The following is a 24031-nucleotide window of genomic DNA, read 5'->3' as shown; positions in this document are numbered from 1 at the left end:
CCGGCCATGCACACCGACACATTCCCGTTGCCCGACCTCGCCTGGCAGGAAGAGGCGTTGTGCGCGCAGACGGGCGGAGACTTCTTCTTCCCCGAGCCCGGTAGTTCGGTCCGCGAGGCCAAGCGCATCTGTGGTCTCTGCCCGATCCGCGCCAGCTGCCTCGAATACGCCCTCTCCAACGACATGCGCTTCGGTGTCTGGGGCGGCATGTCGGAGAAGGAGCGCCTGGAACTGCGGCGCGCGGGACGGTAGGTCCCGCGCGCGGAGGCGGGCGGGACGGTGGTTCCGGCGCGCGGAGGCGGGGGACCGCCATGACGACGGGTGGTGCCCGGCACGGAGTCACTGGGCCGCGCCCCGGGGCGGGCTGGGGCGCGGAGGCGGACGTGCCGGGCCTCCACGACCGGGAGCGCGCCGGGTCGCATCCCGCCGTCCCGCGCCCCGGGCCGGGCCTCAGCCGGCGGCGCGGGCCGCCATCCGGGCCTTGCGGGCCGCCAGCTTCTCGTCGAACTTCGAGGCCTCCGCGTCCAGGCCGGCCATGAACAGGCCCAGTTCCTCCTGCGCCTTGATGCCCTCGGGGCCCAGCCCGTCGATCTCCATGATCTTCAGGAAGCGGAGCACAGGCTGCAGCACGTCGTCGTGGTGGATGCGCATGTTGTACACCTCGCCGATGGCCATCTGCGCGGCCGCCCGCTCGAACCCGGGGATGCCGTGGCCGGGCATCCGGAAGTTCACCACGACATCGCGCACCGCCTGCATCGTGAGGTCCGGGGCGAGCTCGAACGCCGACTTGAGCAGATTGCGGTAGAAGACCATGTGCAGGTTCTCGTCGGTCGCGATGCGTGCCAGCATGCGGTCGCAGACCGGGTCACCGGACTGGTGGCCGGTGTTGCGGTGCGAGATACGGGTGGCCAGCTCCTGGAAGGCGACGTAGGCGATCGAGTGGAGCATCGAGTGCCGGTTGTCCGACTCGAAGCCCTCGCTCATGTGCGACATGCGGAACTGCTCCAGCTTGTCCGGGTCCACCGCCCGCGAGGCGAGGAGGTAGTCCCGCATCACGATGCCGTGCCGGCCCTCCTCGGCCGTCCAGCGGTGCACCCAGGTGCCCCAGGCGCCCTCCCGGCCGAACAGCGTGGCGATCTCGTGGTGGTAGCTGGGGAGGTTGTCCTCGGTGAGCAGGTTCACCACCAGCGCGATCCGGCCGACCTCGGTGACCTTCGACTGCTCCTTGTCCCAGGCCTCACCGTCCTCGAAGAAGCCGGGGAAGTTGCGGCCGTCGCTCCACGGCACGTACTCGTGAGGCATCCAGTCCTTGGTCACCCTCAGATGCCGGTTGAGCTCCTGCTCGACCACTTCCTCCAGCGCGTACAACAGCCGGGCGTCGGTCCAGACCGAAGGGCTGCCCAGGTGGGGAGAAGTGATCGACACGGGTGACTCCAGGGGGACGGTGACATTCGGACGTCCGGCGAGCGGTGCCGGGAACCTACGGAATCGTAGGCTACGTAGCCGTAGGTTACGTAGCCGTAGGTTAAGGCCGCCGTAAATACCGCTGATCAGCGGGGGGTGTTCCGGGCGTGGCGCGGCGCCGCCGGATGCCTCGGAACCGCAGGTCGCTGCGCCGTACGGGTGACGTGCCGTACGGGTGACGCGGCCACCGGTCAGGCGTACAGCTCCCGCAGGCGTACCGAAAGGCACGTCACGCAGCCCTCGAGCTTCTCGAACTCGCCGATGTCCACCAGGACCGGCTCGTACCCGAGGTCCGTGAACAGCTCCGCGGTCTTCGGCGCGCTCGCCGCCATCAGCAGTTTGTCCCCGCCGAGCAGCACCACGTGCGCCCCCGACTCCTCCGGCACCGGCAGGAACCGCGGGAACAGCGACGGTGCGTCCATGTTCGGGATGTGCCCGATGACCGTCCCGTCCGGCAGCGCGGTGACCGCCGACTTGAGATGCAGCACCTTGGCGACCGGCACCGCGACCACTCGCGCCCCCAGCGGCTCGAACGCGGCCCGCACCTGCCGCACACCGGCGGCGTTGGTGCGCCCGCCGCGGCCCACGTACACCGTGTCGCCGACCTTCAGCACATCGCCGCCGTCCAGGGTGCCCGGCTCCCAGACCCAGTTCACCGAGCAGCCCAGCGACGCCACGGCCTCCTCGACCCCGAGCGTCTCCCCGCGCCGTGACTCGGCACCGGAGCGGGCGATCAGCGCCACGTTCCGGTACAGCACCACCGTGTCCTCCACGAACACCGAGTCGGGGCAGTCCTCGGCCGGGTCCACCTCGATCGTCTCCCAGCCGTGGGCACGCAGCGCCTCCGTATACGCCTCCCACTGCTCCGTCGCACGGCCGACGTCGACGCCTTCCCGTTCGATGTGCGTCACCAGCCCTTCGGCCAGACGGGGAGCGGGACGGCGGACGAGGGCCTTCTTGCTGGGCACGGGTGCGCCTTTCGGATGGGACGGGCATGGCTCGGCCGAACCGGGGGGACCGTGGAACGGCCGGTCTCCCACAGGCGTCGGCGCAGCCATCATGCAGGGCGCATCCGGACGCGACCACCCCTGGCGGCGATGAGATGTACCACCGGTAACGGCACCACCGGTAACGGCACCACCGGTAACGGCCTCACCGCCCGGTCCGCCGCAGATGCTCAGCCGTGAAGGATCCCTCGGCGTGGAGCAACGCGGCCGGTGTGCCCTCGAACACCACCCGTCCGCCGTCCCGTCCGCCGTCCGGACCGAGGTCGATCACCCAGTCGGCGCGGGCGACGACGTCCAGGTGGTGCTCGACGACGATGACCGTGTTGCCCGCGTCCACCAGCCGGTCCAGCAGGCTGACGAGGCCGTCCACGTCCGCCATGTGCAGGCCGGTCGTCGGTTCGTCGAGCACGTACACCACGCCCTCGCGGTGCAGCCGGGTGGCCAGTTTGATCCGCTGCCGTTCACCACCCGAAAGGGTGGACAGCGGCTGGCCCAGAGTGAGGTAGGTGAGGCCGACGTCCCGCAGGGCGCGCAGCCGGCGCCGTACGCCCGTGTCGTGGAAGAAGTCCAGGGCCTCCTCGGCGGTCATCCCGAGCACGTCGGAGACGGAGCGGCCGCCGACCGTCAGCCGCAGTACCTCGTCCTTGAACCGCCGCCCCTCGCAGAGGGGGCAGGTCGTCGTCACCGGGTCCATGAAGGCCAGGTCGGTGTACATGATGCCGCGGCCCTCACAGGTCTCGCAGGCGCCGCCGGAGTTGAAGCTGAACAGCCCGGGTTCGGTCCCGGTCTCCCGCGCGAAGATCCTCCGGACCGGGTCCATGATCCCGAGGTACGTCGCCGGGGTGGACCGCGCGGAGACGCCGATCGAGGACTGGTCCACCACCACGGCGTCGCCGTGCACGGCGGTGAACTCGGCGACGAGCGTGCTCTTGCCCGAACCGGCCACCCCCGTCACCGCGGTGAGCACACCGGCCGGGAACCGCACGGTGACGTCCCGCAGATTGTGCCGGTCGGCGCCCTTCACCCACAGCTCGCCCGCCGGCTCCCGCACCGCTCCCTTGACCGCCGTACGCCGTCCCAGGCACCGCCCCGTCAGGGTTCCCGAGGCGGCCAGCTCCCGCGGTGTCCCCTCGAACACCACGTGGCCGCCCTCGGTGCCCGCGCCCGGACCCATGTCGACCACGTGGTCGGCCAGCGCGATGACGTCCGGGTCGTGCTCGACGACCAGTACGGTGTTGCCCTTGTCGCGCAGTCGCAGCAACAGCTCCCCGAGGCGGTGGACGTCGCGCGGATGCAGTCCGACGCTGGGCTCGTCGAAGATGTACGTCATGCCGGTCAGGCTGGACCCAAGGTGCCGGACCGTCTTGAGCCGCTGCCCCTCGCCGCCGGAGAGCGTGGACGTCTCCCGGTCCAGGCTCAGGTATCCGAGTCCGATCGTCTCGATCCGCTCCAGGGCGGCGACCGCGGCCCCGGCGACCGGCCCGGCCACCGGATCGTCGATCTCCCGCAGCACGGTGATGAGATCGGTGACCTGCATCGCGGCACAGTCGGCGATGGACCGGCCGCCGATCCGGGACGCCAGCGCCGCCTCGTTCAGCCGGGCGCCCCGGCAGACGGGACAGACGCCCTCGGCCAGGAACTCCCGCACCATGTTCCGGGTCCGCTGGCTCATCCCCGCCAGGTCCCGCTTCAGATAGAGCCGTTCGAAGCGGTCGGCGAGCCCTTCGTACTCGGTGGTCCAGGTGCCGCCCGTGCCGGTCACGGTGACCTTGCTGCCCGGGCGCCCCCGCATCAGGAACTCGCGCTCGTCGCCGGTGAACTCCCGCACCGGCTTGTGCGGGTCCAGCTCGTCGCTGTTGGTGTACGCCTGCCCCTGCCAGGTCCCCGCGGCGAACGGCGGGAAGCGGACCGCCCCCTCGGCGAGGGAACGGTCCGCGTCGAGGACGCGGTCCCAGTCCGGCCGCACGGTCCGGCCCAGACCGTCGCACGCGCGGCACATGCCCGACGGGTCGTTGAACGAGTACGCCGTCGCCGGCCCGGCGCCCGGTGTGCCGTGACGGGAGAACAGCACCCGCAGCACCGAGGAGACGTCCGTCATGGTGCCCACCGTCGACCGGGAGTGGCCGCCGATGGGCCGCTGGTCGACGACGATCGCGGGAGTCAGGTCCTCGAGGGCCTCCGCGTGCGGCCGCTCGTACTTGGGCAGCCGGTTGCGCACGAACCAGGTGAACGTCTCGTTGAGCTGCCGCTGCGACTCGACCGCGATCGTGTCGAAGACGACCGACGACTTCCCCGACCCCGAAACGCCCGTGAACACGGTCAGCAGGCCCTTCGGGATGCGGAGCGTGACGTCCTTGAGGTTGTTCTCCCCGGCCCCGGTGATGGTGATGAACTCGCTGGACTGGCTCATACCGCCGACGCTAGGACGGATACCCGACAGCTTCCGTCGTGATTTCCTTCAGCTCTCCCTCCTCCATCAGCAGCCACCGGGTGATGCCGATCGACTCCAGGAACGGCAGATCGTGACTGGCCACGATCAGCGCTCCCTCGTACGACTCCAGCGCCGTGGTGAGCTGCCGGACGCTGGCCATGTCGAGGTTGTTCGTCGGCTCGTCCAGCATCAGCAGCTGCGGTGCGGGCTCCGCCAGCATCAGCGCGGCCAGCGCCGCACGGAAACGCTCGCCGCCGGAGAGCGTTTCCGCCTTCTGGTCGGCGCGGGCGCCCCGGAACAGGAAGCGGGCGAGCCGGGCCCGGATCCGGTTGTTGGTGGCGCCCGGCGCGAACCGGGCCACGTTCTCGGCGACGGTCAGGTCCGCCTCGAGGACGTCGAGCCGCTGCGGCAGGAACCGCAGGGGCACATGGACCCGGGCCTCACCGGACACCGGCTCCAGCTCCCCGGTGATCGTCCGCAGCAGCGTCGTCTTGCCGGCGCCGTTGCGCCCGATCAGCGCCACCCGCTCCGGGCCGCGCAGATCCAGGCCGCCGTTCACCCGGGCGCCGTACGCCACTTCGAGGTCCATGAGCGTGAGGACGTCACGGCCCGGTGGTACGGCCGTGTACGGCAGGTCGACGCGGATCTCGTCGTCGTCCCGTACGGCCTCCACCGCGTCGTCGAGGCGTTCCCTGGCCTCGGCGAGCTTCTCCTCGTGCATGATGCGGTGCTTGCCCGCGGATTCCTGAGCCGCGCGCTTGCGCGCCCCCATGACGATCTTCGGCTCGCGTTTCTGGTCCCACATCTTCTGGCCGTACCGCTTGCGGCGGGCCAGCTTGACCTGGGCGTCGACGAGTTCGCGCTTCTGCTTGCGGAAGTCCGCCTCGGCCACGCGCACCATGCGTTCGGCAGCCTCCTGTTCGGCGGCCAGGGCCTCCTCGTAGGCGGAGAAGTTGCCGCCGTACCAGGTGACCTCTCCGGAGCGCAGATCGGCGATCTGGTCGACCAGGTTGAGCAGTTCACGGTCGTGGCTCACCACGATCATGACGCCCGGCCAGCTCGCGACGGCCGCGTACAGCCGCCGACGGGCGTACAGGTCGAGGTTGTTGGTGGGCTCGTCCAGCAGCAGCACGTCCGGGCGCCGCAGCAGCAGTGCCGCCAGCCGCAGCAGCACCGACTCGCCGCCCGACACCTCACCGACCGTGCGGTCGAGACCGATGTGTCCGAGGCCGAGCTCGCCGAGCGTGGCCAGCGCGCGTTCCTCGACGTCCCAGTCGTCGCCGACGGTCTCGAAGTGCTCCTCGGCCACGTCGCCCGCCTCGATGGCGTGCAGCGCGGCCCGCCGGTCGGCGATACCGAGGGCCTCGTCGACCCGCAGCGCGGTGTCGAGGGTGACGTTCTGCGGCAGATAGCCCACCTCGCCGGCGACGCGGACGGCGCCGTCGGCCGGGGTGAGCTCACCGGCGATCAGCTTCAGCAGGGTCGACTTGCCCGACCCGTTGACGCCGACGAGTCCGGTGCGGCCGGGGCCGAAGGCGACATCGAGGCCCTCGAAGACGGCGGTGCCGTCGGGCCAGGCGAAGGCGAGGGAGGTACAGGTGAGGGAAGGTGACATACGGGCCTCCGCGGTTGCATGGGGCGATCAGGGGCAAACGCGTATCGAGACACCGCGGGACGACGACCGGCGGCCGGGAGGGAAACCGTGGGCAGAGGAAGAGCCCTGTTCCGAAGGGACCGCAAGGACGGCTCGAACGCCGAGGTCGCACGCTGCGCACACACCTGACCGGTGTGACGCGGTGTCTCAGAACCTCAGACGAGCAACGTCCTTCTCCATTCGACGGCAACAGAAGCGTTCTACACCGTACGAACGGCCGTATCGGCTGTCAACGCCTTTTACGGACCACGACGTCATCATTCCCGAGGAGGCCCCGTGCCCAACGGCCCGCTCTCACTGCCTGCCCGTCTCTGTCTGCAGGCCTGGGACACCGACCCGCAACGGCTGGCCCCCCTGGTGCGGGCGGGTGCCCTCGCCGAACTCGCCCGGCGCGGTCTGCTGACCGACGACGACGGCATCGTCACCCCCCGCGACCTGGACTCCAGGACCGGGGACCCGGTCCTGGACGGTCTCCTCGAGCTGGTCAGCGAGTCCTTCCCGCACCGCTGGCGCGGCTGGGTGACGCTGCACGCGCGGCACACCCTGGAGGCGGTCCGGGAGCAACTGGTGGCCGACGGCGTGCTGCGGGCCGAGAAGCACCGGGTCCTCGGGGTGTTCCCGTCCGTCGACCACGTCCTGGCCGACACCGCCCATGCGGACGCCCTGAACCGGGAGGCCCGTTCGATCCTGACCGGGGCCACACCGGTCGAGAACGTCACCGAACCGATCGCGACCGCCCTCGCCCTGGCCACCGCGGCGGGTCTGCCGCCGGCGCGGGACGACTCCCTTCACGACCGCCGGGCCGAGGACCTGACCCGCCGTGCCGGGGCCTCCGCGCCCGGGTTCGCCGCCGTCCTGCGCGCACTGCGCGCGGGGCTGGCCGACGCGGCGCCGCTGCCCTCGCTGACCAGGGGCCGATGACCCTCGTACGGGCGCGGGGGCAGACAGCCGGGCGTACGGAACACTCAACGGCCTGAGGGTCAGCGGCTGTGGGCGTCGCCGTCAGGCGTCGCGCATCAGCTGGGCGAGGCCGTGGTCGAGATCGAGCCGGAGGTGCTCCAGACCGGTCGGCACCAGTTCGCCGGTGGCTTCCAGGAACCTGCGCACCTCCCCCGAGCGGACGTGCACGACGGCGGTCCCCTCGGGGGCGTGGAACTCCAGCACGGTGCGGTCGTAGCCGTACGGGCGCACCCGTACGTCACCGTGCCCCTCGGGGCCTTCCAGGCCCGAGGCGAGCAGTTCCCGGGCGAAGGTCCAACAGACCTCGACACCCTCCAGGGTGGCGGGCGCGGGGAAGGTCATGCGGACGGCGAACGGGTCGTCGCGGTCGTAGTGCAAGGTGGCGGGGATGTTCGGCATCCGCGGCGCGGCGGCGACCAGACGGGCCTCTACGGGCTGCTCTATGACGGTGGACAACGCCTTGCTCCCTCGTGACGGCTGGACGGACTTCCGGGCGGATCGGGTCGGCTACTGGAGGAGACGACGGAATCAGCCAATCCGTGCACACGAAAAGCGAGTGACCTCTGTCACCGCCTTCATGCACCCGAGTGACACGGCTCTCGTCGCGTGTTCCCCGGGACACCCGCCGCGTGCGGACGCCCTCTGGACGGCATCCCGGCAGTGGACTAGCTTCGCCCGCCATGAGGCGCCCCGGGAGCACGCGACCGACGAGACGGACGAGACGAACCCACCGCCGGTCGACCGCGGCGGCCGTGTGCGCGGCGGTGCTGGCCGCCCTGACGACCGTACCCGCACAGGCGCACGGACCGGACCGGCAGCCGTCACCGCACTGGTCGGTCAAGGACACGGGGACCCCGGACGTCAGGTTCCGCGGCCTGGCCGCCATCAGCCGCAGCACCGCCTGGGTGGCCGGGACCGGGGGCACCGTCCTGCGCACCACCGACGGCGGCGGGAGCTGGCGGAACGTCTCGCCGCCGGGCGCGGGGGAGTTGCAGTTCAGGGACGTCGAGGCGTTCGACGCGCGGCGGGCCGTGGTGCTGGCCATCGGGGAGGGCGAGGCGTCCCGGATGTACCGCACCGACGACGGCGGAGCGACCTGGACGGAGTCGTTCCGCAACACCGACGCCCGCGCCTTCTACGACTGCCTCACGTTCTTCGACCACCGCCACGGCCTCGCGATGAGCGACCCGGTGGACGGGAGGTTCCGCATCCTGTCGACCCGGGACGGCGGCCGTTCGTGGACGGTGCTGCCCGATGCGGGGATGCCGTCGGCGCTGGAAGGCGAGGCCGGATTCGCGGCGAGCGGCCAGTGTCTGGTCTCCTCCGGGCCGAAGGACGTCTGGCTGGCCACCGGAGGTGCGGCACGCGCGCGTGTGCTGCACTCCGCCGACCGAGGCCGCACCTGGACGGTCACGGACACCTCGATCCCCGGCGGCGACCCGGCGCGCGGTGTCTTCGCCCTCGCCTTCCGCGACCGCGTCCACGGCCTCGCCGTCGGCGGCGACTTCCGCCCCGGCCAGGCCTCGCCCGACGCCGCCGCACGCACGTCCGACGGCGGTCGCACCTGGCGCCCGGCCGGTGCCTCGCCGCCCGCCTACCGCTCCGGCGCGGCCTGGCTCCCGCACAGCCGCACCGCCGCCCTCGCGGTGGGCCCCACCGGCACCGACCTGACCACCGACGCCGGCCGCACCTGGCGGACCGTCGACACCGGCTCGTACGACACGGTCGACTGCACACCCGACCACGGCTGCTGGGCGGCGGGGGAGAAGGGACGGGTGGCCCGGCTGGAGCACTGACGCGTGCGAGGGGCCCTGACCGCTGCCAACGTGGGTACCCGTTCGCTGAACGCGAGAGGAAGTGAGCGGACATGCCACGCGGTTCCAGCCCCAAGCGGGAGCGGCAGTACGAGCACATCAAGGAGAGCGCCGAGGACCGGGGCGAGAACACCGGACGCGCCAAGGAGATCGCCGCGCGGACGGTGAACAAGGAGCGCGCCCGGTCCGGTGAGTCCCAGACGGCCAGCCGCACGTCGACGCAGGACATGTCGTCCGGCAAACGAGGCGGCCGGCGGTCCGGCAAGGGGTCCCGGGGCCCCACGCGCGACCAGCTGTACGAAGAGGCGAAGAAGCGGAACGTCGAGGGCCGTTCGAACATGAACAAGAGCCAGCTCCAGCGGGCGCTCGGCAAGTGAGCCGCCTCCGGGCCTACGGGGAGGACGGGGAAACACCCTCCGCGCGGAGCACGTCCGCCCCGTAGGCTCAGGGGCACCATGACGATCGTGAGCGCACCCGCCGGCTGGCCCGTGACCGAGGAAGAGGCCCGCGCGGTCCAGGACGGACTGCGCAGACGGGTGGTGCTCGACGAGCCGGGCCCGCCGTCCGGGACGGGTCATGTCACCGGAGTGGACGTGGCGTACGACGACGAGCGGGATGTCGTCGCCGCCGCGGCCGTCGTCCTGGACGCGGCGACCCTGGACCTCGTCGCCGAGATCACGGCCGTCGGCCGGATCTCCTTCCCGTACGTCCCCGGACTGCTGGCCTTCCGTGAGATCCCCACCGTGCTCGCCGCCCTCGACGCCCTGCCGTGCCCACCCGGCGTGGTGGTCTGCGACGGCTACGGTCTCGCCCACCCCCGCCGCTTCGGCCTGGCCAGCCACCTCGGTGTGCTCACCGGCCTGCCGACGATCGGCGTCGCCAAGAACCCCTTCACCTTCACCCACGACGAACCCGGCGCCCCGCGCGGCAGTACGTCCCCGCTGCTGGCCGGCAGCGAGGAGGTCGGCCGCGCCCTGCGCACCAGGGACGCCGTCAAGCCGGTCTTCGTCTCGGTCGGCCACCGCGTGAGCCTGGACAACGCCTGCGCCCACACCCTCGCCCTGGCCCCCGCCTACCGTCTCCCCGAGACCACCCGCAGGGCCGACGCGCTGTGCCGCCGGGCCCTCGCGCAGGCCGCCACCGCCCAGCCGCCCCAGGCCGAGTCCCCGGGATGAACTGATGATCTAATGTCACGCCGATCCCGGGGAGGGGACAACCATGAGGCGTGGGAGACGAAGAGCCGTACTGGGCGCCGTCGCGGTGCTGGTACTGGCGGGCTGCGGCGAGCGCGGGAGACAGCCCGAGAGCGCACCTACGAGCGCCGCCGCGGCACCGGCGGAGGTGTACGGAAGCGCGGAGGCCCTGCCGGAGAGACTGGGCGCGGACGGCACCACCATCCACGTGGGCGACCCGAACGCGAAGACGGTCGTCCACCTGTACGAGGACCCGCGCTGCCCCTACTGCCGGGACTTCGAGGTCGACGGCGGAGGACCCCCGCTCGGTGAGGCGTTGCGCGGTGGACGAGTGAGGGCCCAATACACCTTCGCCTCCTTCCTGGACGACCGTGTCGGCGGCAGCGGTTCGAAGAAGGCGGTCAACGCGCTGCGTGCCGCGCTGGAGGAGGACAAGTTCGTGGAGTACCACCAGGTGCTCTACGCCAACCAGCCCGAGGAGACCGACGACGGCTACACCGACGGCCGCCTGCTGGAACTGGCGTCCGAGGTCGAAGGGTTGCGCGGCCCGTCGTTCGACAAGGCCGTCACGTCCATGAAGTACCGCCCCTTCGTCACCGCGTCGGAGAAGGCGTACGAGCGGGCCGGGGGAGCGGTGGAGCCCGAGGGACCCGGCACCCCGACCGCCGTCATCAATGACAAGCGGATCCCGCTGGAATACGGCGGCGTCCTCTACGACGACGAGGCCTTCGGCACACTGCTGTTCCAGGTGATCGTGGACCCGGACAGCTGGGCGGATCAGGAGTTCTGAGCGTGCGTCGGCCGGACAGGCACCGAGTACGCGTACGGTGTCCGGCCGCCCCGGCAGGCAGGCGTGCGTGACAACACACCGTGCCGCCGGGGGCCCGTTGCGGCCGTCGGGCTCGCCCTTTCCGTACCGGCCGGGCCGGGCTGGATCGGCGAGATGATCCGTACGTTGGTCCGGCGGCCGCTGTGGCTCCTGCCCGGCCGCGCCGTCAGCGGATCGCGGCGACGCGGAAGCGGATGCCCGCCGTCCGCAGGCGGTCGATCAGCGCGTCGCCCATCGCCACCGCCGTCGTGACCTGCCCCGCCGTCGGTGGAAGGTCGTCCAGGGCCAGGCAGAGGGCGCCCTCCGCCAGCATCTTCGCCGTTTCGTCGTAGCCGGGGTCGCCGCCCGCCACCTCCGTGTACACCCGCTGTCCGCCGCCCTCGCCGACGAAGCGGACGGTGAACCAGCTCCGGGCGCGCTTCTCGGCGCCCGGCCCGTCGCCGGGCGCCAGCCGGTCGGAGAGCCGGCGTCGCAGCGACGGCAGCTGGGCGACCGTGACCAGCGCGCCCACGGCCGCCACCCCGCCCAGCGCCACCGGGAGACGGCGCACGGCCGCGTAGTGCCGGTAGCGGAAGTCGGGGCCGTACCGGTCGAGCGCCTTCGCCGAGCGGCGCACGATCTGCCCGTCGATGGTCGGCAGAGGCAGGGCCCAGGCACCCACCTCCGGCGCGTAGCGCGGCGCGCCCAAGGGGGCCGAGGTGCGGCGGCCGACCAGCCGCGGTTCGTGGTACCGGCGCTCGCGGGCCGCCGCGCGGAGACCGCGATGCCGGGCGAACTGGTTCAGGGCCGAGGCGAAGGTACCGCCCGAGAAGGCCGCATCGGCGGTGACGAAGCCGTCCACGGTCAGCGGCACCCCCTCCGGCAGCTGCCGCACGGTGAAGTACGCGCCCAGGTCGTGCGGCACCGAGTCGAAGCCGCAGGCGTGCACCAGCCGGGCCCCGGTCTCCCGCGCGCGTGCGTCATGACGGACGTACATCAGGTCCACGAACTCGGGCTCACCCGTGAGGTCTACATAGTCCGTCCCGGCGTCCGCGCAGGCGGCGACGAGTTCCTCGCCGTGTTCCACGTAGGGCCCCACCGTCGTGGCGACCACGCGCGCCTGCTCGGCGAGTGTGCGCAGGGAGGCCGGGTCGGACGCGTCCGCCCGCAGCAGCCCCACCTCACCGCCGCCGGGCAGCCGCTCCCGCAGCCGCTCCAGCTTCCGGGTGCTGCGGCCCGCGACCGCCCAGCGCAGCCCGGACGGGGCATGGGCGGCGAGGTACTCCGCGGTCAGCGTCCCGACGAAGCCGGTCGCACCGAAAAGCACGATGTCGTACGGACGGTCCGTCCTGTTCAGCCTGCTCATGACACCCCTTGGTCGTGCAGCCGCGCCGCTGTCGGTGGCCGAGGCTAGCGTGAGGGGTGCGGAGCCCGACGACGAGCCCGGAGGAAACCGATGGCCGTGCCCTCGAACGCCCTGAAGAAGTGGGAAAAAGCGTGCGAGGAGGAGAGCTACCGCACCGTCGCGCCCAGGGCGGCTGTCGGCGGAGCTCGGCGCCCGCTGACGAGGGGGGCGGCCGGGCCGGCTCGCGGGCAACGGTGCCCGTAAGGTGTCCAAGCGCTTGCTCGCCCGGTCTTGTGCCAGGTGGAACGTGTTCTTAACATCGCAGGTGTTACAGCAGGAGTGTCATAGCCGATGGGGGCTCGATGACGGACGCGAAGAGGCCGGCACACGGCCCGCTCACCGGCGTGCGTGTGGTCGAGCTGGCCGGGATCGGGCCGGGCCCGTTCGCCGCCATGCTCCTGGCCGACCTGGGCGCCGACGTCGTACGCGTGGACCGCCCGGACGGCCCCGGCCTGGGGATCGACCCGGCCCACGACGTCACCAACCGCAACAAGCGCTCCGTGGTCGTCGACCTGAAGGCGTCCGACGGCCCCACCCGCGTCCTGGACCTCGCCGAACGCGCCGACATCCTCATCGAGGGCTACCGCCCGGGGGTCGCCGAGCGCCTCGGCGTCGGGCCCGGGGACTGCCGTGCCCGTAATCCGCGCCTGGTCTACGGCCGGATGACCGGCTGGGGGCAGGACGGCCCCCTCGCCGACCGCGCGGGCCACGACATCGCGTACATCGCCCTCACCGGCACCCTCGGCATGATCGGCGACCCGGACCGGCCGCCGGCCGTCCCGGCCAACCTGCTGGGCGACTACGCGGGCGGCTCCCTCTACCTCGTCGTCGGCGTCCTGGCCGCCCTGCACCACGCGCGCGCGACCGGCGCCGGCCAGGTCGTCGACGCCGCCATCGTGGACGGCACCGCCCATCTCTCCGCGATGATCCACGGCATGCTCGCCGCCGGCGTCTGGCAGGACCGGCGCGGTGCCAACCTCCTCGACGGCGGCTGCCCCTACTACGGCACCTTCGGGACCGCCGACGGCGGGTACATGGCGGTCGGAGCCCTGGAGCCGCGGTTCTACGCCGAGTTCCTGCGCCTGCTCGGCCTCGACGGCCTGACCGGGGCCCACGCCGACGTCACCCGCTGGCCCGAACTGCGCGAGCGTGTCGCCGCCCGCTTCGGGGCCCGCACCCGTGACGAGTGGACGGCCGTCTTCGAGGACTCCGACGCGTGCGTGGCACCCGTGCTGTCCCTCGGCGAGGCCCCGCACCACCCGCATCTCGCCGCCCGCGGCACCTTCACCGACCAGGGCGGCATCACCCAGCCCGCACCGGCCCCGCGGTTCTCCGCGACCCCGACGGGCATCCGTACCGGGCCCGCCCTGCCGGGCGCCGACACCGACGACGTGGCCCGCGACTGGGACGTACCCCGACTGGCGGCCCCCGCCCCCTCGCACTCCTCCAAGCCCTCGAACCCTCAGTGAAAGGCCTCCTCGTGAGCACCGAAGCGTACGTGTACGACGCGATCCGCACCCCGCGCGGGCGCGGCAAGGCCGGTGGCGCCCTGCACGGGACCAAGCCCATCGACCTGGTCGTCGGGCTCATCCACGAGATCCGCGACCGCTTCCCCGGCCTCGACCCGGCCGCCGTCGACGACATCGTCCTCGGCGTCGTCGGCCCCGTCGGTGACCAGGGCTCCGACATCGCCCGTATCGCCGCCATCGCGGCCGGACTGCCCGACACCGTGGCCGGCCTTCAGGAGAACCGCTTCTGTGCCTCCGGTCTGGAAGCCGTCAACCTGGCCGCGGCCAAGGTCCGCTCCGGCTGGGAGGACCTCGTCCTCGCCGGCGGAGTGGAGTCCATGTCCCGCGTCCCCATGGCCTCCGACGGCGGCGCCTGGTTCAACGACCCGATGACCAACCTCGCCGTCAACTTCGTCCCGCAGGGCATCGGCGCCGACCTCATCGCCACCATTGAGGGCTTCTCCCGGCGCGACGTCGACGAGTACGCGGCCCTCTCGCAGGAGCGCGCGGCCACCGCTTGGAAGGAGAACCGTTTCGAGCGGTCCGTGGTCCCGGTGAAGGACCGCAGCGGCCTCGTCGTCCTCGACCACGACGAGCACCTGCGCCCCGGCACCACCGCCGACTCGCTGGGCAAGCTGAAGCCGTCCTTCGCGGACATCGGCGAACTGGGTGGCTTCGACGCCGTCGCGCTGCAGAAGTACCACTGGGTCGAGAAGATCGACCACGTCCACCACGCGGGCAACTCCTCCGGCATCGTCGACGGCGCCGCCCTCGTCGCCATCGGCTCCAAGGAAGCCGGCGAGCGGGGCGGACTCACCCCTCGCGCGCGGATCGTCTCCGCGGCCGTCTCCGGCTCCGAGCCCACCATCATGCTCACCGGCCCCGCCCCGGCCACCCGCAAGGCCCTCGCCAAGGCCGGGCTGACCATCGACGACATCGACCTGGTCGAGATCAACGAGGCGTTCGCGGCGGTCGTCCTGCGCTTCGTGAAGGACATGGGCCTGTCGCTGGACAAGGTCAACGTCAACGGCGGCGCCATCGCGCTCGGCCACCCCCTCGGTGCGACCGGAGCGATGATCCTCGGCACCCTCGTCGACGAACTCGAGCGCCAGGACAAGCGCTACGGGCTGGCCACCCTGTGCGTGGGCGGCGGCATGGGCATCGCCACCATCGTCGAACGCCTCTGAACACCGGCGACCCGCCACCTACTCACGGAGACTTCCTCATGACCGAGAGCACCACCATCCGCTGGGAACAGGACCGCACCGGCGTCGTCACCCTCGTCATCGACGACCCCAGCCAGTCCGCGAACACCATGAACCTGGCGTTCCGCGACTCCCTCGCCGTGATCACCGACCGTCTGGAGGCCGAGAAGGACTCCATCCGCGGTGTCATCATCACCTCCGCCAAGAAGACCTTCTTCGCCGGTGGCGACCTGCGCGACCTGATCCGGGTCACGCCCGAGACCGCCCAGCAGCTGTTCGACAGCGGCATGGCGCTCAAGCGCCGGCTGCGCCGCATCGAGACCCTCGGCAAGCCGGTCGTCGCCGCGATCAACGGCGCGGCCCTCGGCGGCGGGTACGAACTCGCCCTGGCCTGCCACCACCGGATCGCCCTCGACGCCCCCGGCTCGAAGATCGGCTGCCCCGAGGTCACCCTCGGCCTGCTCCCCGGAGGCGGCGGTGTCGTCCGTACCGTCCGCATGCTCGGCATCACCGACGCGCTGCTGAAGGTGCTCCTCCAGGGCACCCAGTACAACCCGCGCCGCGCCCTGGACAACGGCCTGGTCGACGAGGTCGCCGACACGCGCGAGGACATGCTCGCCAGGGCACGGGCCTACATCGACGCCCACCCCGAGTCCGCCCAGCCCTGGGACAAGCCCGGCTACCGCATCCCCGGCGGTACGCCCGCCCACCCGAAGTTCGCCGCCAACCTGCCCGCCTTCCCGGCCAACCTGCGCAAGCAGACGGGCGGCGCCCCCTACCCGGCCCCGCGGAACATCATGGCCGCCGCCGTCGAGGGCGCCCAGGTGGACTTCGAGACGGCCCAGGTCATCGAGGCCCGCTACTTCGTGGAGCTGGCCGCCGGCCAGACGTCGAAGAACATGATCCAGGCGTTCTTCTTCGACCTCCAGGCCGTCAACTCCGGCGCCAACCGCCCTCAGGGCACCGAACCCCGCAAGGTCCGCAAGGTCGCCGTTCTCGGCGCCGGAATGATGGGCGCGGGCATCGCCTACTCGTGCGCCCGCGCGGGAATCGACGTCGTCCTCAAGGACGTCTCCCCGGAATCCGCGGCCAAGGGCAAGGACTATTCCGAGAAGCTGTGCGCCAAGGCCGTCGCCAAGGGCCGTACCAGCCAGGCGAAGGCCGACGCGCTGCTCGCGCGGATCACCCCCACCGCCGAGGCCGCCGACCTCGCCGGCTGCGACGCGGTCATCGAGGCCGTCTTCGAGGACACCTCCCTCAAGCACAAGGTGTTCCAGGAGATCCAGGACGTCGTCGCCCCCGACGCGCTGCTGTGCTCCAACACCTCCACCCTGCCCATCACCGCCCTCGCCGAGGGCGTGGAGCGACAGGGTGACTTCATCGGACTGCACTTCTTCTCGCCCGTCGACAAGATGCCGCTGGTCGAGATCATCAAGGGCGAGCGCACCGGTGACGAGGCGCTGGCCCGCGCCTTCGACCTGGTCCGGCAGATCAACAAGACCCCGATCGTCGTCAACGACTCGCGCGGCTTCTTCACCTCCCGTGTCATCGGCCACTTCATCAACGAGGGCGTGGCCATGGTCGGCGAGGGCATCGAGCCCGCGTCGGTCGAGCAGGCGGCGGCGCAGGCGGGCTACCCGGCCAAGGTGCTCTCCCTGATGGACGAACTGACCCTCACCCTGCCGCGCAAGATCCGGGGCGAGTCGAAGCGGGCCGTCGAGGAGGCCGGCGGTACCTGGACCGCGCACCCGGCCGAGGCGGTCATCGACCGCATGGTCGACGAGTTCCAGCGCCCGGGCCGCAGTGGCGGCGCCGGATTCTACGAGTACGGCGAGGACGGAAAGCGCGGCGCGCTGTGGCCGGGGCTGCGCGAGCACTTCACGCGGGCCGGACACGAGATCCCGTTCCGTGACATGCAGGAACGCATGCTGTTCTCCGAGGCACTGGACACCGTCCGACTGCTGGAGGAAGGCGTCCTGACCTCCGTCGCCGACGCCAACATCGGCTCCATCCTCGGCATCGGCTTCCCGGGCTGGACCGGCGGCGTCCTGCAGTACATCAACGGCTACGACGGCGGCCTGCCCGGATTCGTGGCCCGCGCCCGTGAACTCGCCGAGCGCTACGGCGAGCGCTTCGCCCCGCCCGCCCTGCTGGTGGAGAAGGCGGAGAAGGGAGAGGTGTTCAAGGACGCGCGCTGACGCCGTCCCCGGGTTCACCCTCCTCGTCGAGCCACTCCCGCAGCTCCTCCTTCAGCGACCGCTGGAAGGTGGTGAGCAGCGCCTGCACCACGAGCGGCTGCATCCGGGCGGACAGGGACCGCACATCCCGCGCGTCCTTGTCCGCCACCGCGTCGCGCAGCAGCCGCGACAACGCGTGGGCGGCCGTGCGGGAGTGCTCGGTGAGCGCCGCGCGGGCGGCGAGGATCGTCTCGTGCGACAGAGGTACGTCCAGCAGTTCGACGCCGAGCCGCAGCAGCCCCGTGTCGGCCCGGAAGGACTCACCGCCCGGGGCCTCGCCCTGCCGCTCGACGACGTCCATCGCCGCCAGCCGCCGCAGGTCCTCCTCGCCCAGCGCGCGGCCCGCACGGCGCTCCAGTTCCCCGCGTGACACCGTCTCCACCGTGTTGGGAGCCCAGGACGCCACCACCGCCCGCTGGATGGCCAGGTCCCGCGCGCTCAGGTCCGGCGGCAGCTGCCCCAGATACCGTTCGATCGCCGCCAGCGTCATGCCCCGGCTCTGCAGTTCCTCGATGAGCTCCAGCCGGGCCAGGTGCTCCCGCCCGTAACGGCCGACCCGCCGGGGACCGATCACCGGTGGCGGCAGCAGCCCCTTGGTCCCGTAGAAGCGGACCGTGCGCACGGTGACCCCGGCCCGGGCCGCCAGTTCGTCGATCGTCAGGGCCTCGGTCTCGGTCGTCATGTGCAGCAGTATCGCTGTCCCACCACTGCTGTGACACCCGCGCCCAGGGGCACGGCACGGTCAGTGGCAACGCCTATGGTGGCGTCATGTCGGGGATCACATACGTCCGGGGTGACGCCACCGCTCCGTCGGAGGGCGTCCCCGTCCGCCATGAGGCCATCGATGCCGCCCTCACCCGCCTCGCCGGCCACGCGAGGGACCTCGGTGCCTCGGTCCACATGCCCCGCATCGGCTGCGGACCGGCGGGCGGCACGTGCTCCCGCGTCGAGCCGCTGATCACCGAGCGGCTGGTGCGGCACGGCATACCGGTGACGGTGTACGACCACGGCGACTGAGCGGATCCGACACCGCTGCCGCGCGCACCGGAGCGTCCCACCAGGCACGATTTCAGCCACCAATGGCCTCATGAGGCGTCAACGGCCCTCTTCTGCACCCGAGTTCACCGATGTACCGTCCCGCGCATGGTGAAACGCACGCGCTTCACGGCCTGGAGAACGCTCGCGACGGCGGCCACCGCCGCCCTGACGGCCGCACTGCTCACCCCCGCCGCGGCACAGGCCGCGCCGCGCGAGAGCCGGCCCGTCCACTCCTTCGACAACGCCATCCGTGAGGCGGTCTGGGTGGACACCGGCCTCGACGAGGACCGTGACGGCGAGACCGACCGGGTCGCCGTCGACATTGTCCGCCCCAGCGAACCCGACCGGCGGGGCCGGAAGATACCCGTCATCATGGACGCCAGCCCGTACTACTCGTGCTGCGGGCGCGGCAACGAGAGCCAGAAGAAGACCTACGACGCGAACGGCGACGTCGTACAGATGCCGCTGTTCTACGACAACTACTTCGTGCCGCGCGGCTACGCCGTCGTCGGTGTCGACCTGGCCGGAACCAACCGCTCCGACGGCTGCGTGGACGTGGGAGGCCGCTCCGACATCCAGTCAGCGAAGGCCGTCGTCGACTGGCTGAACGGCCGGGGCAGGGCGTACACCAGCCGCACCGGCACCGACCGGGCCGAGGCCGACTGGACCAACGGCCGCACCGGCATGATCGGCAAGAGCTGGGACGGCACCATAGCCAACGGTGTCGCCGCCACGGGAGTCGAGGGCCTGGAGACCATCGTCCCGATCGCCGCCATCTCCTCCTGGTACGACTACTACTTCTCCCAGGGCGCCCCGCTCTACGACTCCGGCCCCGACTGGCTGTCCCAGTACGTCGAGAGTCCCGAGGCCCGCGCCGCCTGCGGCGCCGTCCAGCGCCAACTCGTCGAGGGCGCCCCGCGCACCGGCGATTGGACCCCGCTGTGGACCGAACGCGACTACGTGCGTGCCGCGAAGAAGGTGAAGGCCAGCGTCTTCCTGGTGCACGGCATGCAGGACCTCAACGTGCGGATGCAGCATGTCGGCCCCTGGTGGGACGCTCTCGCGAAGAATGGCGTCGACCGCAAGATCTGGCTCTCCCAGACCGGCCATGTCGACCCCTTCGACTTCCGCCGCGCCACATGGGTCCACACCCTGCACCGCTGGTTCGACCACGAACTCCTCGGCTACGACAACGGCATCGACCGCGAACCCATGGCCGACATCGAACGCGCGCCCGACCAGTGGGCCACCTCGGCGACCTGGCCGCCGCGCGGCACCCACACCACGACCCTGCGCCCCGCCAAGGGTGACGCGGCCGGCGTCGGCACACTGGGCCTGCGCCGGGGCAAGGGCACCGAGACCTTCACCGACGACCCGCGGCTGAGCGAAACCGACTGGGCCGCCCGTGTCGACACATCGACTCCGGACAAGACGGGCTTCGTCACCGGCCCGCTCACCCGCGCCCTGCGTCTGTCCGGCGCCTCCGAGGTCACCGTCACCGCCACCTCCAGCACCCGGACGGCCCACCTCTCCGCCGTCCTCGTGGACCTCGGCCCCGACACCATCCGCGACTACGCCGGCACCGGAGAAGGCATCACCACCCTTCCCGAACGCACCTGCTGGGGCCCCGGCACCGAGGGTGACAGCTCCTGCTTCAAGGAGACCCGCGCCACCACCGCCGACGTCGAGCACACCGTCGTCAGCCGGGGCTGGGCCGACCTCGGCAACCACGCCGGCACCGGCAGGGGCGAGCCGCTCACCCCCGGCGAGCGGTACACGCTCACCCTCGACCTGGCGGCCACCGACCACGTCGTCCCCCAGGGGCACCGACTCGCGCTGATCGTCGCCGGCACCGACCGCGGCCTGATCGACCCTCCTGCCGACATCCCGTCCCTCACCCTCGACCTGGCACGCACCTCCGCCCGGGTCCCGTTCGTCGGCGGAACGGCCGCGTTCGCCCGCGCCACGGCCGGCGCGCCCACCACCGCCCCGGACGCCGTACCGGACGCCGTCCTGGACGGCGTTCGATCCGGTGCCACCGCGCACCGCATCCCGGGGGAGGAGGGCCGGTGAAGCACGCCCTGATGCTTCTCGCCGCCACCCTCGGCGCCTCCCTCGTCACCGCCCCGGCCACCGAAGCCGCCGACTCCCCGCCACGCACCGGCTTCGAGCAGAGCGACGGCGCCCGCTGGACCAGCCAGCCCGGGGAACAGCGGTTCCTCGCAGCCGTCGACCGAGCGAGCAGCCGAGTCTCCGTCAGCCGGATCGGGACGACGGAGCAGGACCGCCCGCTCCGGCTCGTCCGCGTCGGCACCGGCCGGACCCCTCACACGGTGCTGCTCGTGTGCAGCCAGCACGGCGACGAACCCTCCGGCCGCGAGGCGTGCCTCAGCACGATCCGCGACCTGGCCTTCGCGAAGAACCGGGGGACCCGCCGCTTCCTGGAACGCACCACACTGCTCGTCGTCCCCACCGCCAACCCAGACGGCCGGGCCGCCGACACCCGCGGCAACAGCGACGGCGTCGACATCAACCGCGACCACCTCGCCCTGAAGACGGCGGAGGGCCGCGCCCTGGCCGCCGTCATCCGCGACCGGCGCCCCGACATGATCTACGACCTGCACGAGTACGGCGCCACACCCCCGTACTACGACAAGGACCTGTTCGACCTGTGGCCGCGCAACCTCAACACGCATTCCGCGGTCCACGGCGCCGCCCAGGCACTGTCCGGCGACTACGTGCGCCCCGCCGCCGCGGCCGCCGGATACTCGGCCGGCACCTACGGCATCTGGACCGATCCCGTCACCGGTGACCCGATCCGCCAGACCGCCGGCGACGGGCAGGAACGCATCCTGCGCAACATGTCCGGAATCAAGCACGGCGTCGGCCTGCTCATCGAGAGCCGCGTCGACCCGCTCACCGAAGCCGAGCGGGCCGACGAGGCGCTCAACAACCGGCGCAGGGTGGACTCCCAGCTCGCCGCGCTGGAGGGTCTGGTCCGCTTCGCCGGGGAACGCCGCGGCGAGGTCGAGGCGGCCACGGCCCGGGCCCGCGCCGCCGGGTACGCCGACACCGGCCCCGTCCACCTGGGCGGCGCCGACAACGATCCGCCCGAGCCGTCCGAGGTGATCGCCGACCCGCCGTGCGGGTACCGGCTCACGGCCGGTCAGTACGCGGACGTGGGGGACGAACTGGCCCTGCACGGAGTCCGCGTCCGACCGGACGGCGACGGCGTTCTCGTACCGCTGCGGCAGTCGCTGCGCGCCCTCGTGCCGCTGCTCCTGGACGGTCGGGCCACCTACCACTTGGTGGAGGGGAAGGCCGACACGTTCTGCTGAAGAGGTGAGTTTTGCGCCAAAGGTGGTAAGGGCCTATCGGGTGGAGTGTTCTTCACCCCCGGCTCGGATGAAAGGTGCCGCCTGTGACGCAGGACCAGCACAGCGACAAGGACCCTACGGCAGGCCCGCTGCCGGGCTCCGAGGCGGGCCTGCGCGGCCGGGCGCACCCACGCACCGACCGGGTGGTGTTCGGCGTCACCGCCGTGCTCACCCTCGCGTTCGTGCTCTGGGGCGCCATCGGGACGGACGCGCTCGAGGACGTCTCCAGCAGCATGCTCGGCGGGCTGATGCACAACGGCGGCTGGGGATTCATGCTGGCCGCCTCCGGCTTCGTGATCTTCGCCCTCTGGCTCGCGGCCAGCCGTTACGGCCGGATCCACCTCGGTGCCGAGGGCGAGGAACCGGAGTTCCGCACCGTGTCCTGGATCGCCATGATGTTCAGCGCGGGCATGGGCATCGGCCTGATGTTCTGGGGCGTGAGCGAACCGCTGGCCCACTACACGACGCCCCCGCCGGGCACCAGCCCGGCCGACTCCGGCGACCGCATGGAGACGGCCATGGCCACCACTCTGTTCCACTGGACGCTCCACCCGTGGGCCATCTACGCGGTGGTCGGCCTCGCCATCGCCTACAGCACCTTCCGCCGGCGCCGCCGCCAGACCATCAGTGCCGTGTTCACCCCGCTCATCGGTGAGAAGAACGCGGGCGGCGTCGGTGGCCGGGTCATCGACATGCTCGCCATCATCGCGACGGTCTTCGGCTCCGCGGCCTCGCTCGGCCTCGGCGCGCTGCAGATCGGCTCCGGTGTGGAGAAGCTCGACTGGATGGACAAGGTCAGCACCGGGTTGCTGGTCGGCATCATCGCGGTGCTGACCGTGGCGTTCGTGGCCTCGGCGGTCTCCGGCGTGGAGAAGGGCATCCAGTGGCTGTCCAACACCAACATGGTGCTGGCGCTGGTCCTCGCCCTGTTCGTGTTCGTCGCGGGTCCGACCATTCTCATCCTCGACCTGCTGCCGACCTCGCTCTTCGCCTACCTCGGCGACCTGCCCGACCTGGCCGGCCGCACGGAGATCAGCGGAGGCGAGGGCGTCGCCGACTGGCTGGGCAGCTGGACGGTCTTCTACTGGGCGTGGTGGATCTCCTGGACGCCCTTCGTCGGCATGTTCATCGCCCGCATCAGCCGGGGCCGGACCATCCGCCAGTTCATCGGCGGCGTCATCCTCGTTCCCAGCACGGTCAGCCTGGTCTGGTTCGCGGTCTTCGGCGGCTCGGCGATGAGGCTCCAGGAACAGAACCGGCTCGGCGACGAGACGACCCCCGAGGGCCGGCTCTTCGCCGTACTGCAGGAGTACCCCCTCGCCACCGCCACCAGCCTGCTGGTGATGGTCCTCGTCGGCATCTTCTTCGTCTCGGGGGCCGACGCGGCCTCCGTCGTGATGGGGACCCTGTCGCAGAAGGGAGCGCTCGAACCCAGCCGCTGGGTGGTGGTGTTCTGGGGCGTGGTCACCGGCGCCGTGGCGGCGATCATGCTGATGGTCGGCAGCGGCCAGGGAGACGCGCTGACCGGACTGCAGAACCTCACGATCCTCGCGGCGGCCCCGTTCGTCGTCGTAATGATCCTCATGTGTGTGGCGCTCATGCGTGACCTGCGCCGCGACCCGCTCATCGTGCGGGGCGAGATGGGCTCGGAGGCGGTGCATCTCGCGGTCATCGAGGGCCACAAGAAGTACGACGGCGAATTCGAACTGCGGGTCGGCCCGGGCCGGGGCCCGGACGTGGAGGGCGACCCCATCGGCAAGCACTGACAAGATCCCGGCAGCCGGCCCGGGGCGCGGCCGAACCGCCCCGTTGGCCGGCTCATGGCGCGGGCTGACGGGGCGTGACGTGACGGGGCGTGATGTTGACGGGGCGTGATGTTGACGGGGCGCGCGGCCGGATGCCCGGGGCGGGGCGGGCACACCAGGGACGT

19 protein-coding genes and 1 pseudogene are annotated in these 24031 nt (G+C 71.7%); 13 read left to right on the top strand and 7 right to left on the bottom strand.

Annotated elements, in window-relative coordinates:
* Positions 1–6 precede the first annotated feature (6 nt).
* The gene (locus ACZ5C2_RS31805; protein WP_468799130.1) at positions 7–252 is read left to right on the top strand and encodes a WhiB family transcriptional regulator; all 246 of its coding nucleotides are present in this window, start codon (positions 7–9) and stop codon (positions 250–252) included.
* 198 nt (positions 253–450) lie between these two features.
* On the opposite strand, the gene ACZ5C2_RS31800 is transcribed toward ACZ5C2_RS31805, so the two are convergent.
* The 4 genes from ACZ5C2_RS31800 to ACZ5C2_RS31785 form a co-directional block, all read right to left on the bottom strand.
* Entirely contained in the window at positions 451–1425 is a 975-nt protein-coding gene (locus ACZ5C2_RS31800) for an acyl-ACP desaturase (RefSeq protein ID WP_468799128.1), read from the bottom strand.
* Between the two features lie 230 nt (positions 1426–1655).
* On the bottom strand, positions 1656–2432 hold the full coding sequence (gene ddaH, locus ACZ5C2_RS31795; RefSeq protein WP_468799126.1) for a dimethylargininase: 777 nt from the start codon (positions 2430–2432) through the stop codon (positions 1656–1658).
* A gap of 184 nt (positions 2433–2616) precedes the next feature.
* Entirely contained in the window at positions 2617–4881 is a 2265-nt protein-coding gene (locus ACZ5C2_RS31790; RefSeq protein WP_468799124.1) for an ATP-binding cassette domain-containing protein, read from the bottom strand.
* A gap of 10 nt (positions 4882–4891) precedes the next feature.
* Entirely contained in the window at positions 4892–6517 is a 1626-nt protein-coding gene (locus ACZ5C2_RS31785) for an ABC-F family ATP-binding cassette domain-containing protein (RefSeq protein WP_468799122.1), read from the bottom strand.
* A gap of 315 nt (positions 6518–6832) precedes the next feature.
* Between ACZ5C2_RS31785 and ACZ5C2_RS31780 the strand changes: the two genes are divergently transcribed.
* Positions 6833–7477, top strand: coding sequence for a GOLPH3/VPS74 family protein (locus tag ACZ5C2_RS31780; protein WP_468799120.1), 645 nt, complete (start codon positions 6833–6835; stop codon positions 7475–7477).
* A gap of 81 nt (positions 7478–7558) precedes the next feature.
* Here ACZ5C2_RS31780 and ssgD read toward each other — a convergent pair whose 3' ends face one another.
* Positions 7559–7972, bottom strand: a complete 414-nt coding sequence (gene ssgD / locus ACZ5C2_RS31775) for a spore wall synthesis regulator SsgD (RefSeq protein ID WP_468799118.1) — start codon at positions 7970–7972, stop codon at positions 7559–7561.
* Between the two features lie 296 nt (positions 7973–8268).
* Between ssgD and ACZ5C2_RS31770 the strand changes: the two genes are divergently transcribed.
* The 4 genes from ACZ5C2_RS31770 to ACZ5C2_RS31755 all read left to right on the top strand — a co-directional run bounded on the left by ACZ5C2_RS31770 (position 8269) and on the right by ACZ5C2_RS31755 (position 11313).
* A complete protein-coding gene (locus ACZ5C2_RS31770; protein WP_468799116.1) occupies positions 8269–9312 on the top strand; it encodes a WD40/YVTN/BNR-like repeat-containing protein in 1044 nt (347 codons plus the stop codon).
* Positions 9313–9383: 71 nt separating this feature from the next.
* Entirely contained in the window at positions 9384–9707 is a 324-nt protein-coding gene (locus ACZ5C2_RS31765) for a plasmid stabilization protein (RefSeq protein ID WP_468799114.1), read from the top strand.
* Between the two features lie 78 nt (positions 9708–9785).
* Positions 9786–10505: an endonuclease V gene (locus ACZ5C2_RS31760; protein WP_468799112.1), complete on the top strand. Its 720-nt coding sequence runs from the start codon at positions 9786–9788 to the stop codon at positions 10503–10505.
* Between the two features lie 43 nt (positions 10506–10548).
* Complete coding sequence (locus ACZ5C2_RS31755) at positions 10549–11313, top strand: thioredoxin domain-containing protein (RefSeq protein ID WP_468799110.1); 765 nt, start codon at positions 10549–10551, stop codon at positions 11311–11313.
* 205 nt (positions 11314–11518) lie between these two features.
* On the opposite strand, the gene ACZ5C2_RS31750 is transcribed toward ACZ5C2_RS31755, so the two are convergent.
* Positions 11519–12697 (bottom strand): saccharopine dehydrogenase family protein, encoded by a 1179-nt coding sequence (locus tag ACZ5C2_RS31750; protein ID WP_468799108.1) that lies wholly within the window; start codon positions 12695–12697, stop codon positions 11519–11521.
* A gap of 341 nt (positions 12698–13038) precedes the next feature.
* On the opposite strand from ACZ5C2_RS31750, the gene ACZ5C2_RS31745 reads away from it, so the two are divergent.
* The 3 genes from ACZ5C2_RS31745 to ACZ5C2_RS31735 are packed head-to-tail and all read left to right on the top strand — an operon-like array spanning position 13039 to position 17647.
* Positions 13039–14205 carry a CaiB/BaiF CoA transferase family protein gene (locus tag ACZ5C2_RS31745; protein ID WP_468799106.1) on the top strand — a complete coding sequence of 389 codons (1167 nt, stop codon included), beginning with the start codon at positions 13039–13041 and terminating at the stop codon, positions 14203–14205.
* 11 nt (positions 14206–14216) lie between these two features.
* Complete coding sequence (locus tag ACZ5C2_RS31740) at positions 14217–15431, top strand: acetyl-CoA C-acetyltransferase (protein WP_468799104.1); 1215 nt, start codon at positions 14217–14219, stop codon at positions 15429–15431.
* Positions 15432–15469: 38 nt separating this feature from the next.
* Entirely contained in the window at positions 15470–17647 is a 2178-nt protein-coding gene (locus ACZ5C2_RS31735; protein ID WP_468799102.1) for a 3-hydroxyacyl-CoA dehydrogenase NAD-binding domain-containing protein, read from the top strand.
* On the opposite strand, the gene ACZ5C2_RS31730 is transcribed toward ACZ5C2_RS31735, so the two are convergent.
* Entirely contained in the window at positions 17631–18368 is a 738-nt protein-coding gene (locus tag ACZ5C2_RS31730) for a MerR family transcriptional regulator (protein WP_468799100.1), read from the bottom strand. The genes ACZ5C2_RS31735 and ACZ5C2_RS31730 overlap by 17 nt on opposite strands.
* Before the next feature lie 128 nt (positions 18369–18496).
* Between ACZ5C2_RS31730 and ACZ5C2_RS31725 the strand changes: the two are divergent.
* From ACZ5C2_RS31725 to ACZ5C2_RS31710, 4 genes and pseudogenes are all read left to right on the top strand, one after another.
* Positions 18497–18703: pseudogene (locus ACZ5C2_RS31725) on the top strand (macro domain-containing protein); the annotation flags it as partial.
* A 126-nt stretch (positions 18704–18829) separates the two neighbouring features.
* On the top strand, positions 18830–20797 hold the full coding sequence (locus ACZ5C2_RS31720) for a Xaa-Pro dipeptidyl-peptidase (protein WP_468799098.1): 1968 nt from the start codon (positions 18830–18832) through the stop codon (positions 20795–20797).
* 11 nt (positions 20798–20808) lie between these two features.
* Positions 20809–22062 carry a M14 family metallopeptidase gene (locus ACZ5C2_RS31715; protein ID WP_468799202.1) on the top strand — a complete coding sequence of 418 codons (1254 nt, stop codon included), beginning with the start codon at positions 20809–20811 and terminating at the stop codon, positions 22060–22062.
* 83 nt (positions 22063–22145) lie between these two features.
* Entirely contained in the window at positions 22146–23867 is a 1722-nt protein-coding gene (locus tag ACZ5C2_RS31710) for a BCCT family transporter (RefSeq protein ID WP_468799096.1), read from the top strand.
* Positions 23868–24031: the final 164 nt, after the last annotated feature.

The organism is Streptomyces sp. NPDC031365 (genome assembly GCF_055569765.1).
Note: the sequence above shows the minus strand (reverse complement) of the source record. Positions and strands in the feature narration are given on the sequence as shown.